Source organism: Shewanella sp. 125m-7 (assembly GCF_052977045.1).
This window is the reverse complement of sequence record NZ_JBRILQ010000022.1, coordinates 15,770-31,242: the sequence shown is the minus strand read 5'-3', so window position 1 is coordinate 31,242 and position 15,473 is coordinate 15,770. Positions and strand designations below refer to the sequence as shown.

General features: G+C 41.8%; 14 protein-coding genes and 1 other RNA gene. 7 read left to right on the top strand and 8 right to left on the bottom strand.

Going from position 1 to position 15,473, the window contains the following annotated elements; genetic code table 11:
• Positions 1-13: 13 nt before the first annotated feature.
• The 3 genes from ACVBIL_RS11700 to smpB all read right to left on the bottom strand — a co-directional run bounded on the left by ACVBIL_RS11700 (position 14) and on the right by smpB (position 2,331).
• A complete protein-coding gene (locus ACVBIL_RS11700; RefSeq protein WP_447167159.1) occupies positions 14-1,207 on the bottom strand; it encodes an integrase domain-containing protein in 1,194 nt (397 codons plus the stop codon).
• A gap of 164 nt (positions 1,208-1,371) precedes the next feature.
• Positions 1,372-1,726, bottom strand: a transfer-messenger RNA (tmRNA) gene (gene ssrA / locus ACVBIL_RS11695).
• A gap of 110 nt (positions 1,727-1,836) precedes the next feature.
• A complete protein-coding gene (gene smpB, locus ACVBIL_RS11690) occupies positions 1,837-2,331 on the bottom strand; it encodes an SsrA-binding protein SmpB (protein ID WP_012154535.1) in 495 nt (164 codons plus the stop codon).
• A 193-nt stretch (positions 2,332-2,524) separates the two neighbouring features.
• On the opposite strand from smpB, the gene ACVBIL_RS11685 reads away from it, so the two are divergent.
• Both ACVBIL_RS11685 and ACVBIL_RS11680 read left to right on the top strand, forming a co-directional pair.
• Positions 2,525-2,956, top strand: coding sequence for an SRPBCC family protein (locus ACVBIL_RS11685; protein ID WP_447167158.1), 432 nt, complete (start codon positions 2,525-2,527; stop codon positions 2,954-2,956).
• A complete protein-coding gene (locus ACVBIL_RS11680; RefSeq protein ID WP_447167157.1) occupies positions 2,953-3,285 on the top strand; it encodes an RnfH family protein in 333 nt (110 codons plus the stop codon). The genes ACVBIL_RS11685 and ACVBIL_RS11680 overlap by 4 nt, the downstream gene beginning before the upstream one ends.
• A gap of 104 nt (positions 3,286-3,389) precedes the next feature.
• Here the strand turns inward: ACVBIL_RS11680 and ACVBIL_RS11675 are convergent, their stop codons facing one another.
• Positions 3,390-3,884, bottom strand: coding sequence for an outer membrane protein assembly factor BamE (locus ACVBIL_RS11675; RefSeq protein WP_447167156.1), 495 nt, complete (start codon positions 3,882-3,884; stop codon positions 3,390-3,392).
• 466 nt (positions 3,885-4,350) lie between these two features.
• Here ACVBIL_RS11675 and ACVBIL_RS11670 point away from each other — a divergent pair, with 466 nt between their 5' ends.
• From ACVBIL_RS11670 to ACVBIL_RS11650, 5 genes are all read left to right on the top strand, one after another.
• Positions 4,351-5,157, top strand: a complete 807-nt coding sequence (locus ACVBIL_RS11670) for an SAM-dependent methyltransferase (RefSeq protein WP_447167155.1) — start codon at positions 4,351-4,353, stop codon at positions 5,155-5,157.
• A gap of 278 nt (positions 5,158-5,435) precedes the next feature.
• On the top strand, positions 5,436-5,648 hold the full coding sequence (locus tag ACVBIL_RS11665; RefSeq protein ID WP_447167154.1) for a hypothetical protein: 213 nt from the start codon (positions 5,436-5,438) through the stop codon (positions 5,646-5,648).
• Positions 5,649-5,852: 204 nt separating this feature from the next.
• A complete protein-coding gene (locus ACVBIL_RS11660) occupies positions 5,853-7,439 on the top strand; it encodes a tetratricopeptide repeat-containing diguanylate cyclase (protein ID WP_447167153.1) in 1,587 nt (528 codons plus the stop codon).
• Positions 7,440-8,613: 1,174 nt separating this feature from the next.
• A complete protein-coding gene (gene aceB / locus ACVBIL_RS11655) occupies positions 8,614-10,254 on the top strand; it encodes a malate synthase A (protein WP_447167152.1) in 1,641 nt (546 codons plus the stop codon).
• Between the two features lie 379 nt (positions 10,255-10,633).
• Entirely contained in the window at positions 10,634-12,109 is a 1,476-nt protein-coding gene (locus ACVBIL_RS11650; protein ID WP_447167151.1) for an HDOD domain-containing protein, read from the top strand.
• Between the two features lie 87 nt (positions 12,110-12,196).
• On the opposite strand, the gene ACVBIL_RS11645 is transcribed toward ACVBIL_RS11650, so the two are convergent.
• The 4 genes from ACVBIL_RS11645 to ACVBIL_RS11630 form a co-directional block, all read right to left on the bottom strand.
• The gene (locus ACVBIL_RS11645; protein WP_447167150.1) at positions 12,197-12,682 is read right to left on the bottom strand and encodes a nuclear transport factor 2 family protein; all 486 of its coding nucleotides are present in this window, start codon (positions 12,680-12,682) and stop codon (positions 12,197-12,199) included.
• A gap of 216 nt (positions 12,683-12,898) precedes the next feature.
• Complete coding sequence (locus tag ACVBIL_RS11640; protein ID WP_447167149.1) at positions 12,899-13,723, bottom strand: M90 family metallopeptidase; 825 nt, start codon at positions 13,721-13,723, stop codon at positions 12,899-12,901.
• 470 nt (positions 13,724-14,193) lie between these two features.
• A complete protein-coding gene (locus tag ACVBIL_RS11635) occupies positions 14,194-14,637 on the bottom strand; it encodes a CopG family transcriptional regulator (protein ID WP_447167148.1) in 444 nt (147 codons plus the stop codon).
• Positions 14,597-15,340 carry an AAA family ATPase gene (locus ACVBIL_RS11630; RefSeq protein ID WP_447167147.1) on the bottom strand — a complete coding sequence of 248 codons (744 nt, stop codon included), beginning with the start codon at positions 15,338-15,340 and terminating at the stop codon, positions 14,597-14,599. The genes ACVBIL_RS11635 and ACVBIL_RS11630 overlap by 41 nt, the downstream gene beginning before the upstream one ends.
• Positions 15,341-15,473: the final 133 nt, after the last annotated feature.

Genomic DNA, 15,473 nt, shown 5'->3' with positions numbered 1-15,473 from the left:
AGGCGCTTATCACTTATCCTGGCTGGCAGATATGCTCGCTCCACCAACACATAAGCTCTCTGCGTCGTTCGATATAGTCTGCTCGGTTGTAGGCCGCTCGAACGGTGTTCTTATCTACGTGAGCCAGTGATACCTCAATAAGTTCAGCATCAAAGCCTTGCTCGTTCAGTGTAGTGCTGGCTAATGCTCGAAGGCCATGAGCCACTAAACGGCCTTTATAGCCCATACGCTTGATCGCCATATTGGCGGTTTCAGTGTTGGTATGTCTGTTCGGGTTTCTGTCAGCAGGGAATATGTATTCCAAGTGACTACTGATTGGCTGCATGCGCTTTAGCAATGCGAGAACTTGAGGTGTTAAAGGGATTATGTGCTCACGCTTCATCTTCATGCGCTCAGCTGGAATCGTCCAAAGCTGTTTATCAAAATCAATTTCGGTCCACTTCGCTTTTGCAGCTTCTGCTGGGCGGGTCATAGTGTGCAGCTGCAGTTCAATTAAGCAGCGAGTGGTTATCTTTATACTAGAGTAGGTAAGTGCTTCGATAAACTCAGGTAGCTCTGCTGGCTTGAGTGTAGGCATTTGCCTTTTCTCTGGGACGCCAAAGGCTGCTGTTATGCCAATAAGCGGGTTTGAATGTATCAGGCCAGTATTAACTGCAAAGGTCATCACTTCGTTTAGCCAGCTGATCACCCGTTTGCAGCTTTCTATATTGCCTTTAGCTTCGGCAGGTTTAAGCACTTGAATGACTTGTGGGGCGGTTAAGGCACTGATTGGTTTTTCACCCAGCTCTGAGAACAAATATAGTTCCAGGCGTCGATAGAGCTTTTGACCGTGATTTTCAGAGACTTTCTGCTTTTTTATTTCAAACCAAGCATCAGTTACAGATTTGAGAGTATTTTCAGCATCGATTTTTACTGCAGCTTTACGTTGTAGCTGGTGGTCTTGTGGATCGATATCTTTAGCAAGCAACTCTCTGGCTGATTCTCTGCGCTTTCTAGCTTCTGCTAGTGAAACATCAGGGTAGGTGCCTAAACCTAGGTTGGCTCGTTTCTTTGTTTCTGGACGGGAATAGTTAAGCAACCAAAACTTGGAACCACCGGTTTTGACTCTAAGCGATAGTCCTCTTCCGTCTGAGAGATTGTATTCTTTATCTTTAGGCTTTGCGTTTTCGACTGAGGTGGCTGTGAGAGGTTTAATTATCTTTGGCATGGTTGTAACACCTAAATCAGGATTTGGCTCCGATGTTACATTAGGTGTTAACTAAAACTCAAGCTGCTATGGGATGGCAATAAACGCTAATGGACGCTAAGTCATTGATTTTATGAATTTCAGGCAGAAAAAAAGACGTCCTGAGACGTCTTTATTCCTATATTTGGTGGAGGCGGCGGGGCTCGAACCCGCGTCCAAAAAGCCTACATCCAAGGCGCTACATGCTTAGTCTCTCTTTTGGTTAACCAAGTACACTCCGAAAGACAGGATTGCAATTGGCGAGTTCAGTACTGTTTCGCGGTTCACCCCTGAACGTGGTTCCCTCGCTATCAAATGTGAGATGACCATCTATAAACCAAACCCATTTGAGAAGTTTTGGAAAGATGGCTAGCTAGCCTAAGCTGCTAGAGAGTAGTTAGAGTCGTTTGCAACTATAACGGTGCGGCTTTTTACGAGGCCAACCGCCCCTCGGCATGCTCCCAGGGTTTCGAGAATCTTGTCGAATCCAGAATCGCCCCCAAGTACAACGTGATTGTAACGCGACCAAGCATGTTTTACCAAGCATAAAAATCGCATTTACAACCGATTGTTCATTATACATACGTTATTAATAACGTACGTTGTTGAAATTACTGCTGTACCGCCTTCTTTATGGTACGAGCTTTTTCAATCTGCCATTCGCGATCTTTAGTATCGTCGCGCTTATCATGTTCTTTCTTACCTTTACCCAAGCCAATTTCAATCTTTACCCATGCACCTTTCTGCCAGTACATAGAAATCGGCACGATTGAATAACCTTTACGGTCAACTAGACCTTGAAGCTTATCTAGCTCTTTACGTTTAAGTAGAAGTTTACGTGAGCGTAATGGGTCACATACTACATGTGATGATGCAGTATTAAGAGGCGCGATGGTGCAACCAAAAAGATAAGCTTCGCCTTCTCTTAGAAATACGTAGCTCTCAGACAAGTTTACCTTGCCCATGCGGATAGACTTCACTTCCCATCCCATAAGGGATAAGCCGGCCTCTAGCTTCTCTTCAAACTTATAGTCGAAGGTCGCGCGCTTGTTGCGTGCGATGGAAGCTGAGCTGTTCTTTGAATTTTTTGCGTTTTTCTTAGCCATAGGAGATACATTATACTCACGCTTGGGAAATATGGAATTGGCTAAGCCAATTTATTCGATGTTTTGTCACTGGGCTTGGTGAGTTTGTTTGCTTTTTAGTCGTTTAATAGTATTACTTGGTTTCAAAGATGCGTTTTCTTGTGTTCATGTTAAAATCGACCTTTCGTTTTTAATTATTGAGTAGCAATCGTCAATGCCACAAATTTCACGCAGTGTATTAGTTCGCTTCAGCGCGATGCAGATGTATGAGTTAGTCAATGATGTCGAGTCTTATAAAGAATTCTTACCCGGTTGTGTCGGTGGCAAGGTTATAGAGTTTGACGGCAAAACTATGGTGGCGTCGGTCGATGTGGCAAAAGCGGGAATGAGTAAAACCTTTACCACTCGTAACCAAGTTATTCCGGGTAAAAGTATTCAATTACAGTTAGAAAACGGTCCATTTAAAGAACTTGTTGGTCAGTGGCAGTTTACTGAGCTTACTGAAGATGCCTGTAAGGTTAACTTTGAGCTACAGTTTGAATTCTCTAGTTCGATTGTCGATATGGCCTTTGGCAAGATTTTTAAGGAGCTAATGGGGTCGATGGTGACTGCATTTACGAGTCGCGCAAAGGTGATATATAAATGAGTTCTGAACCAATTCCATTCTTAGTTGAAGTTATTTATGCTCTACCTAAGCAGCAAAAGCTGATTAAGCTTCAGGTGGAGCCTGGTACGACATGCATCGATGCCGTTAAATTAAGCGGTATACAGCAGTATTTTCCTGAAATCGATTTGGAAACAGTAAAGCTGGGTATTTTTAGTCGCTTAGTAAAGCATGACGAAGTACTGCTACCGGGTCAGCGCGTTGAAATTTATCGACCATTAATCGCTGATCCTAAAGATGTGCGTCGCAAGCGTGCAGAAAAGGCCAAAGATGAAGGTCGTATGAATAAGATAACGGGCGCTAAGCTCTGATTTCTACTGTTCTGGCTTTCATATTCTGAAGGTTAAGGCATAAAAAATGGCGAGTAACCTAATAAAGGTGCTCACCATTTTTTTTTCACTAATTTTATTACTATTTATTCAAACTTTTCAGAAAGCGTTTCTGGTTGAGTTTGTTGCTCTTCAATCAAGGGCTTAGCTTGAGGGCGTTGCTCAGGGATCAAAGGGTCACCTTCTGGGGTGTTGATCTCTGGTAACTTGCTTTGTTCAAGCGGGATCCCAAAGTCAGGGCTAAGCTCATAATCACCTTTTACTTCATAAAGCTTATCGCCATTGAAGTTAAGAATAAGCTCTTTATGTATGATGCTCGCGTCACGACCACTCTTATAGTGGTAGACATAATACCAAGTATCATCAGAGAAACTGTCGCGTAAAACCGGGCGACCAAGCACGTATTCAACCTGCTCTTTTGTCATATCGATCCGCAATTTTTCGACCTGTTGTTTTTCCATATAGTTACCCTGAGGGATATCAGGCTTATAGATCAAATAGTCAAAAACGCCGCAGGCGCTAAGTGATATCGAGAGCGCAGCAGCGCCCAAAAGGGTAAGACTTTTCTTTTTAATTGTCATTGAATGCGCTACTTCATCAAAATCTGTCGGTCATAATACCCAAGCAGTCCCCCTTATGACAAGGAGTATTAATGCAAGGCGTGCTTGGGGCGGAATTCTTTACTTTAATAACAGGATTTAACATTAATCTCTGCATTGTGGGTATATTGAGTCGGCAAATGGCAAATAGTTCATCTATCGCACTAATTTGTTAAAAATGACGCTATTGCTATTGTGATGAAAGGATGACTCTTACAGTATGAAATTCAATTGGATACTATCAATTTATTCACTTTATATTACGGTTGAAAAATGGTTTAACTAGAAAGGTAAAACCATTTAATTGTCGATTAAATGCATTGACCTATTTTATGTTTAAGTTACGCAGTTGTTATGCTAACTTAACATGGTTTTGTAATGTATTTGCGCAGCTTAGTTTTTTGCAGCAAAAAAACAATAATAATCGTAATAACAGGCAATTGAGTAAATGACAACAAAAGAAAAAGGAACTTTGGTTTGTGTCGGCACGGGGTTGAACTTGGCCGGACAAATTAGCGTGCTGAGTAAAAGCTACATAGAGCATGCTGATGTGGTGTTCTCTCTGGTGCCAGATGGATTTGCACAACACTGGCTTGAGTCTCTCAACCAAGATGTGCGTAGTCTTCAGCCTTATTACGCTCAAGAAGGCGAAGTTAAAAATCGCCGCGATACCTATGATCAAATGGTGGCAGCCATTCTAGATCAGGTGCATTTAGGCAAAAAAGTTGTTTGCGCGCTATATGGTCATCCTGGCGTTTTCGCTTGTGTATCGCATTTTGCGATTACTCAGGCAAGAGAAGAGGGTTATCAAGCGCAAATGGAGCCGGGTATTTCGGCCGAGGCCTGTTTATGGGCCGATGTCGGTATAGATCCTGGCGCTTCAGGCCATCAAAGCTTCGAAGCCAGCCAATTTATGTTTTACAAGCATACGCCAGATCCGACGACGCATTTACTGCTATGGCAAATTGGCATTGCTGGCGAGCATACCTTAACTGAATTTCATACTTCATCAGACCGGTTACAGGTGTTAGTGGAGCAACTTAGCGAGTGGTACCCGCTTGAACATGAAATCGTGCTTTATGAGGCTCCTAACTTACCCACTCAGACTCCTAGAATCGACAAGATAGCCTTGAAAGAACTGCCGTTTGCGCGCCTTTCATCTATCACGACCTTGCTTATTCCACCCTCGAGAGAGCTAGAGTTTAATCATGAGGTATTGGCCAAGCTTGGGATCACCGCCGAAGACTTAGGTTAATGTCCCTGTGGTAATGAGCTTCAGTTTTGAGACTGAGACGATTAAGCATCTTAAGATGCTTAATGTCGTAAACAGCAATTACAAGCTAGCAGCTGTAAAAAGAGCCGTTAGGTAGCAACCTGAAATAACTCGGCTGCTAAGTAGCGTAAGTAGCTAGGTAAATAAGCACTAAAGTAAACAGTCACTTAAGTAAAAAAGTCACTGAAGTAAAAAGTGCGAAGAAAGTAACTAAACAAAAAAATAAACCAATAATATTCATTTAATTTAAGGGAATAAACATGTCTAAGTTTAATAAGTTTTTCGAAAAGTTGGGTTCTGATGCCAAGCTGCTAGAGGAATACAAGCAAGACCCACAAGGTGTGATGAAGGCCAATGGCCTAACTGATGATGAAACTCAGGCGGTGATGTCAGGCGATGATAACAAGCTTAAATCATTGTCGGGTGGCAAGAGTGTTAAAGGGTTTATGGTTGTTTTTATCAATGATAAGTAACTAAGTATGCGTTTTATCATAGTTATTCTCATCTGTTTTTTAACGCACTCTACATATGTCTATGCAGAGGAGAATAGCTATGATGCTATCTTAACAGAGATCGTTGACTCATTAACTGTCTCCCCACAAAAGTCTACAGAACTAATTTCTAACCTGCTGAATAGCTGGAGTGTCCTTTCTAATGATCAAAGAGCCCGATTAAAAATGTATCAGGCTATTCTAAAAACCTATGGTGGGGATTATCAAGAATCGATACGGTTATTAAGAGAGGCGACAAAGCTTAATCCAAGTGAAGCAACCCTTAACAAAATTTATCAGTATTTATCGACAAATTATATTGGTCTAAAGGATTACCCTGCAGCTTTAGCATTAATGGCAGCAAATTTAGAGCGCATAGATGAAATAAGCGATATAGATATAAAAGTGGGCTCTTACGTTCGCTTAGCTAATCTTGCGTTAGAGCTGGATGCCTATCAAGATTTACGAGATTATGCTCTACAAGCCATGGCACTCAGCCATGATGTTGATACAAGGCAACATTGTTTTGCCCTGTTATATGTGGCAGTTGCTGATTTAAAACAACAACAATTTAAAAGTGCCGAGAGTAGTTTTAAGAATAGTCAGACTTTTTGTGAAGCGAATCAATTACCACTTATTGGCTTGATGTCACAAAAGGGCTTAGCCTTAGTCGCTATCCAGAGAGAGGATTATAACAGGGCTAAATCTCTGCTGGAGCTAGTATTAAAAGGCTATCAAGAGTTTAATTTTCAATCTGAAATCAATCATGTAAATGCGTTACTGAGTCAAACCTATTTCAGCTTAGGTGATGCCTCCCAGGCGGAAGAGTTTGCTAATAAGGTGATGAGTCTAAGTGATGACCCTAGCCATATTGAATATAAAGCGATTGCCGCCAAAGTACTGTCGCAGCGATACTTAGAGTCAAAGCAATATAAGCTTGCTTATGACTATGTAGAATCCCATCAACACTATACCAATTTAATGCTCGATGACACTAAAGCCAAGGCTAATGCTTATCAGATGGCGAAGTTTAAACACCGAGAGCAGGCGCGTGAGATAGCGTTACTTAATCAAGAGCGTGAATTACTGCAAACTCAGAAAGAGTTAGACCGCTCCGACCGAACCAATAATTTAATGATTGTAACTATGTTGATTGGCAGTATTTTCTTCTTGTCGCTATTCGTTATTTATAGTCACAGGCAGAAAATACGATATCGTAAACTCGCATTAACCGATAGGCTGACTGGTGTTTATAATCGCGGAGCGGGTCAAGATTTCGCTGAGAATGAGTTCGTGCAGGTCAGTATGCGTCAAGCTGAGTTTTCCGTAGTAGTATTTGACTTAGATCTGTTTAAAAATATTAACGATAGTTACGGTCATGCGACAGGAGACTGGACCTTAAAGCATGTGGTGTCGGCGGTAAAACCCCTTATCCGTGACAGTGATATTTTTACTCGCATGGGCGGAGAAGAGTTTGCGCTATTTTTACCTTACTCAAATGAAACTGTCGCTCAGGGGATAGCAGAGCGCTGCAAAGAGGCTATTGCCGCGATTGATACTAAATACTCTGGGCATGCATTTAACATTAGCGCCAGTTTTGGTGTTGCCAGCAATACGGTTGAAGATCTCAGCTTAGATCCTCTATTAAAACGTGCAGATATAGCCCTGTATGCATCTAAGCACTCTGGCCGTAATAGAGTAACAGCATATACCGCTGAACTTGAAAAGGACTACCTGCCAGATGAGGCTAATAACCCTCTTGTATTTAGCTAATCTGAATTTATGTTTGGGTTATTGGCTTATATAAACAGAGTTGCTTTTTTGGGGAGGGGAGAGTCAAAGACTCTTTCTCTATATTTATGAGTCTGTAAATAATTTTGTGTAACTACATCTGTCTCTACTCTAACGTTACCTCACTCTGACTTTAAGTTGGACAACATACTTTATTTCTCTGGTTTCACTTCAACTAATAACGATTAATTTAAGATCAAGATTACTTTAGTGTATGGCTTCAGTATTGGGCTTGGTTATTTGCTTGGTTATTGAGCTTCCATTGTTACTTGCTTTCTTAAACCTCGTGACAACGACCCCTGCGTCGCATTTGGCTTAACGTCGTGAATTTAATCTCATGCCTCTATTTTACTTAATTCTGCAACGACAACATAAGCCAAAGAGCTCTTAATCCCCCATGAGTGCTTAATAAAAGCACTTTGATTTAGTGCTTAGTTCGTAGCTTAACATCACGAATTAACTTAGTTTTTGCCGCTTAATGAACTTTTTTACATTTAAACCAATGTTTTTCTCAATGTTAGTCAATATTTATCGAGTCACAACTTGCGTTAGCTGTAACTCAAAAATATACCGTTAACGTAAGCGTAATATTAAAACAGTCGTTTAAATGTTAGAGGTGGATATCTGTTTTTATATCATTGTTTTAAATGTATTTATATCTGTGTGTCGCTATGTGAGAGTAAACACTAGCTTAAATCTGCAGCCTGCAGGTTTCAATGTTTCCGTGTCAACCCAGCGTTACGAGGTGTAATTTTATTACGGAATTACTTTTAATTTATTACCTTGGTCAATTTTTCTTACAACTTACTTACCTCAACAAAGAAACTATTGCTTACTTTTTTTATTGCTTTGTTTTTTAAGGGATTTGTCTTTGCTGGTGATGTGCGCCTTTAGCCCGTTTCTGATGGGCGGTAGGCTTCAGTAAAAGACTTGTATGACTTGGGGTCGCTTGCAACTTACCTCTTTAGTCAGTAGGTTTTGTGGTAAATCAACATATGATTAACGATTACATCGGTTGCATGATAATCCATTTGATTGAGTACCGCGTTTTAGCTAGATGTTGTGATTAAGCAATTTCAATAGTGACGAGTTTAATCATTAGCAAAATGGGTCTGGTTATTGTTAGCTATATGAGTACAGTTTTAGGAGATCAAAGATGACTGAGCAATTAACAGCAGCGCAAGAAACAACAGAAACGACGTCGTCGACTCAGGAGTTGTTGATTAACGGTAACACTGTCGCAGGGCAAGAAACAGTGTTAACAGAGGGCTCGCTGTGTTTACTTAAAGCCTTATGTAAGCAATTTGCGCCAGAGGTCCCTGAATTGCTTGCTCGCAGAACGCACAAGCAAAAGCATATCGATCTAGGCGAGCTGCCAGATTTTTTAGAAGAGACTCGAGCTGTCCGTCAAGGACATTGGCAGATCAGAGGTATTCCTGCTGACTTACAAGATAGGCGGGTTGAGATCACCGGCCCTGTTGAAAGAAAAATGGTCATTAATGCGCTTAATGCAAACGCTAAAGTATTTATGGCTGACTTTGAAGACTCACTTGCGCCAAGCTGGGAAAAAGTGGTGCAAGGACAAATAAACCTGCGTGATGCGGTTAACGGCGATATTAGTTATACCGCACCTGAGACAGGTAAACATTACTCACTAAATGACGACCCCGCGGTGCTTATCTGCAGAGTGCGTGGTTTACATATGCTAGAAAAACACGTGCAGTTTGCGGGGAGTGCCATTCCTGCTGCGCTATTCGACTTTTGTATCTATTTCTACAATAACTACCGCGCGTTATTAAGTAAGGGCAGTGGACCTTACTTTTATATCCCCAAACTAGAAAGTCATCTCGAGGCTAGATGGTGGGCTAAAGTATTTAGATTTGTTGAGGAGCGCTTTTGCCTTCAGCCAGGTACGATTAAGTGCACCTGCTTAATTGAAACCTTGCCTGCGGTATTCGAAATGGATGAGATCCTATTTGAGCTTCGTTCAAATATCGTCGCATTAAACTGTGGTCGTTGGGATTATATCTTTAGCTACATTAAAACGTTAAATAATCATAGTGATCGTGTTCTACCAGATAGGCAGTCGGTGACCATGGACAAACCATTCTTAAGTGCTTATTCACGTTTATTGATAAAGACCTGCCATAAACGTGGTGCGTTAGCTATGGGCGGAATGGCGGCTTATATCCCGGTAAAGGAAGCTGATTTAAACCAACAAGTACTAGAAAAAGTAAAGCAAGACAAACAGCTTGAAGCCCGTAATGGGCATGATGGTACCTGGGTTGCCCATCCAGGACTTGCCGATACCGCGATGGCTATTTTTAATGAATACATAGGCCAAGATCACGTCAATCAGTTACATATAACTCGAGACGTTGATGCACCGATACACGCACGAGAGCTATTGATGCCTGCAACAGGTGAGCGAACGGAAGCGGGGTTGCGGCTTAATATCCGTATTGCACTGCAATATATAGAGTCATGGATTAACGGTAATGGTTGCGTTCCTATCTACGGATTAATGGAGGACGCGGCCACGGCAGAGATCTGTCGTACTTCTATTTGGCAGTGGATAAAGCATCAACAGCCACTCAGTTCTGGGGCTCTTGTTACTAACGCTTTGTTTCAAGAGATGCTGGTAGAGGAGCTTGCCCAGGTTAAAGAAGAGGTGGGGGCAGATTGTTTTACCCACGGTAGCTTTACTCAGGCCGCTGTATTACTGGATGAAATCATCACTTCAGATGAATTGGTTGGTTTTCTTACTGAGCCTGGTTACCAAGTCTTAACAGCGTAAATTTTACGATTTAAAAGTTTGGCTACAATTTGTAGCTTGTGTCCCCCGCACGGTATTCCTACGTGCTGTGCGGGTTTTTAAATTATTAACACTACACTTTTTGTTGTGTGTGTTTTGCTTGTGATTGGCGACTCTTCGGAGTCGTTTTTTTTATTCAACACCACTATGGTTTGACAAAAGTTATATTTGTTGATGAACTGTAAAGGGTTTATTGTTAGCAATTAACGTATAGAATATAGCTATAGGTTCTATCATTGATATTGAGAACACTGATATTGCCAGCATAGTCGTAGCGAGTTATGTGTATTTTCAAGGACGAAATTAGAGCACTGCATCACTTGCATTGTTTGATGGCCAGCAGCCATAAGATGAGAGTAACTTGAAAGCAATTAATAGAGAAAACAGTCGATGTAAAGGCGTTGAATACTGGACTAATCGCATTAGTGACCAAGAGATGCCTGCACTTTGCTCTACGGTAAAAACCCTCGAAAAACTGGCAAAGGATGATGTCTCTTCTTTATCGATTCTTGGTAAGAGTGTCATGCATGATAATGCATTGACCTCCCGAATTTTGCGAGTGGCAAACAGCGTGACCTACAGTAAGGGCATTAGCCAAGTGACCACCGTCAGCCGTGCAGCGGTAGTGCTGGGTTTTGATACGATTAAGAATATCTGTATTACCGCTAAATTACTCAGCAGTTTACTTGAATCCGAAGGGCTTTCAGAGGGCGTTTACAACAGAATGCTGAAGCTGATGGCACAAGCATTTCAGGCTGCAATGCTCACCAAGATGTTACTCAAAGATTATGATGAAGAGTTACAAGAAGAGGTTTTCATTGCCTCTTTGCTTTATCACTTAGGAGAAAGTGCTTTTTGGAGTACTGGCTGCACCGAAACCTTGGTGCTTGATAATAAGCTTAACCATTGTGATTCGTCACAAGAGATGAATAAAGTCACTCGAGAACTGCTTGGCACCACGTTTGAACAATTGTCTCTAGGGCTCGCAAGGAGCTGGGGATTAGGTCGTTTACTGATAAAGTCACTGAGCCAGCCAGATGAGCGAACACCAGAGATCCGCAGTATTTTTTTGGCTAATAAGCTCAGCGAAATACTGTGCCAAGCACAGCCATCCATGTCAGAATTGTCGAAGCGATTAAAACAAACTGCTGATATGTTAGGTTTAGAGGTGGGTGAGCTTAAGGGGCGGATAATTCGCTGTCATAAAGCGACTAAAACCATGGCTGATGCCTATGGTGCGCGGATTTTGGTGAAGCATTTACCTGACCCCAAATACCTATCTGATGAGTTAGAGGATACTGAACCAAGCGTTATTATCTATGCTGCAGATGCTAACCGTCAGCTAGAGTGTTTGCGTGAACTAACTCAGTGCGCATTACATAAACAAGATTTTAATCTAGTACTTTCTATAGCATTAAAAGGCATCTTAACGGGTGTTGGCGTTGACCGCTGCTGTGTGTTACTGATGACACCTAACCGAAAAAATTTAACGTCTAGAATGGTGTATGGTGAGGGGGCACAGCAAATGAAAGCCTCGTTTAATATTTCTTTGAATAGTGCAAAAAGCGTATTCCAAGATTGCATTTCGTTAAAGAAGGCGCTTTTCATTGATAATCCAAGATCATCTAAATGGCGTTTATTTATGGATGATGAAATTTCAGCGATAACCGCAGCAACGGGCTTTATGCTTGCGCCTCTTATAATGGATCATACAGCGATTGGTGTGGTATATGCAGACAGAGATAGTTCAGGCCGGCGTTTATCCCAAGATGACTTTATAAGCTTTAGCCATTTGGTTGATATGGCGAATGTGTGCTTCTCTGCCTCGATTAAATAATGGTAGTACGGGCTAATTGAGATTTTAAGTTAAATTTAAAGCGCTAGCCTGTGGCGCTTTAAATTTATCCTCAGGAGCAAAAAGTCGTTATTTATCTGCGGCCTTTATTTGTTGGGTAATCGATTTTGCTATGGCATTTGGGATAGGGAAGCTTAAGTGATATTGCGCTATTTTCCAGCCTTGGTTGGTTTTTATTAGGGTACCAGTGCCGCGACTCACGCCGTAAGATGGACTCGATAAAATTTCGTCAAACCAGATCACGTCACCGTGTTGTGTCATCTTTCGGCTTACTAAATCGTAACGCCATCCTTTAGTGGGCCTGGCATATTGTTCGAATTCTACTTTTCCCCAGTGCTCGTTTACATCTGTACCAATAAAAATCCCCTGTTCATCGTATAGTGCAAAATAGTTATCCCAATCGGCAGTAGAAGAGTATTGGTTCAAAGCATCCAAAACCATTGTTGCTTGCTGCTTATCATTTCTCGGCATGTCACTGGCGAGTGAATTGATTGAAATTGAGCTTGAGAGTAACAATAAAATGCATAGAGCTTTTGAGGCACTAAAATTGAACATATCTATCCTTGTAATGATGTTAATGAGTTTAACCATAGAGTAACTATGCTCTTCACTCGTTGTAAACAACCTGGACGTTGTGAATGCCATTAATGCACGACTATATGGATATAGGAGGTAGAGTCACGCAGGAGCAGTTACTAAGGCTCAATCAATGACCCTGCCTCAGAACCACTAAACTCTCGCTGAGCGACCAAATCTTTATACTGATTGGTATTAGTTCCAATTCACAGGATCGAGTTGATAAAACGAACTCAACTCTTGATAAAGTGCTGGGTGTTGATTAATAACTTCATGGGGTTGCTCGAAAAACACCTCACTCACTACCGCGAAGAATTCGGCTGGGTTAGTCGCTCCATAGTAACTAAATAGTGAGTATTCACCGTGCTCAGAGGCGCTGACTAAAGTTTGATACTCTTGTAATAGCACTTCAGACCATGATGCGTAGTCGGCAATGTTTTTTAAAATAGGGGCGCCGTTCGCTTGACCATCTTCTTGATCTAATTGATGGGCAAATTCATGGATCACAACATTACTGCCATCATCAGGTATTGCTGCATCATGTTTGGTCGTTTGCCAAGACAGTATCACTCGACCATGTTGCCACGATTCACCCGATAATACTCTTCGTTGAGCAGACACAACTCCTGCACCATGTTGTTGCTGGTTTTCGACAATAAAAGCTGATGGATAAATCAAGATCTCTTTTAATCTTGGGTAAAAGTCGGTTTGCCTATTGAGTAATAGTAAGCAGGCTTGTGCGGCTACCGTGACGCGAATATCGTCGTTGATTTTTAGACCATCGCAGCCGACAAAATGCTTCTCGGCGATAAAGACTTGAATGTGTTTTTTTAGCTGTAGCTGCAGATCAGCCGGTAATACTCTGAAGAACGGGATACGCCGTTTTAAAATATCACGCCATTCATGAGGAAAAGGCTGCTGGTTAACCCGTTGTCGTCGGCGACGAGCGCGCCATGACGCACTAGCAATCCATACAATCACACTACTGCTGATGAGTAGGATAAGAAAAATCGCTAACATAGATATCCTTTTTATTAAGCGTTAGTGTTGATATATGGACGCAGTGAGCAAGATTCAACCACGGGCCGATTCGATTCGTCCGTTTTAGTTGGAGTTCGTTTGAGTTCGTTTGGATTTGTAGCGAGGGTTATGATTGAGAAGAAAAAGACTGGCAGCACAATACTTCAACATTGACGGGTTACTGCCAGCTAAGGGAAGGGAGAACTATACCAATCAGTATAAGAAAGTGATCTACTCAGAGTATTTTTGGCGAACTAATTCAAGACGGATGGATGATGGAATGGTTGTTCCCTAGCTAAGTCATTCAACGCAGAAGTAGGAAGCCAAAAAACCTCCTTACAGGCGAGTTTTAGCGCATCCGATGCTGCGTTAACAAGCTTAAACGTAGAATAACTATGCTCTTCACTCGTTACCTTGCCTCAAAAGCGCTAAACTCTCGCTGAGCGGTCAAATCTTTATACTGATTGGTATTATTCAACGATAATGCTTTTTTCCTTTTGCTTTCTTTGTTCTGGGCTTAAATTGAAATGATGTTCAATTAAGAAGCGAATCAACTTTGACTTTGCTATATCGCAGTCATCGGCCAGTGTTGCTAAGTGAGCGATGGCTGACTCCGTTAAGGTAAAGGTTGCCTTTCTGACTGGGCAATTTCCTTTTTTTACCGTTAAAACCGTTTCAGCATGCTGAGTACAGAGTAAATTACTTCTAAACTCAGGCTGAAACCGCGCCTTCTGTCGCTCTAAATCAATGACTTTACTTTGGCTGGTAGCAAGTACTTCTTGGCCTGAAGCGTAACGACTCGCATCGTTAATAAAGTCATCGATTAGATCATCGAGTGCTAGCTGTCTCGTTTGGATCTGCCTATGGGTAGAACTAGACGGCGTAGAGTTTTTCTTGAGATCTGCCAGACCCATAATTACCTCTCATCTTGTTCATGTGTTTTTCGGCAAGGCGATTACGAATTTCTGTCGCATTGTTAACTTGCAGCATTTCACAGGCGATACCTCTAATCTCTCCAGCGGCTTTGCCTTTAGGTTCAATTTCGAGTACCGATAAACCAGACTCTTCGCTGTCATCATAGATGTTTCGGCTATAGGTAATCGCATCTAACACATTGATGTCGTATGTCTTACACACTTCTTTTGCTTCAAATATACGGTTGGCTTGGTTAGGAAGACTTGGGCATTGAGTAATAACAAATGTGGCGCGCATTTTTGGGTTAATCATCATACAAGTAGCGACAATATCATCCATATGGCTAACCGTTTTTAAGTCTCGACGCTTAGGGCGCAGTGGCATAAGCACGTGAGATGCCACTGACATAGTTGCACGCAGTGCTAAGTTATCTTGGCCCCCACAATCGACGATGACATAGTCATAATGCTGTTCTAAACTCAGAAGGTCATTACGAATCTTACCGTAGAGTTGCACGCAGTTGATACTGGGTAAATCCGGGTTGTTATTACGCGCATGGATCCAATCTGATGTCGTACGTTGAGGATCGCAATCAACCATAATAACAGAGGCTTGGCATTCTGCTGTGAGAAATACAGCGACATTTTGAGCTAGGCAACTTTTACCACTACCACCTTTTTCGCCACCGACGAGTATGATCATATTGTTTTCCTCTTGTACGCGGTTAATGTATTTTTATTATTATGAGAATGAAGGTAAGTAACAGTTTGCGTACAGGTGATATGGAATTTGTTAATAACGGCAATCCACTTCATCCCTCTGTCACTGTAAGCTT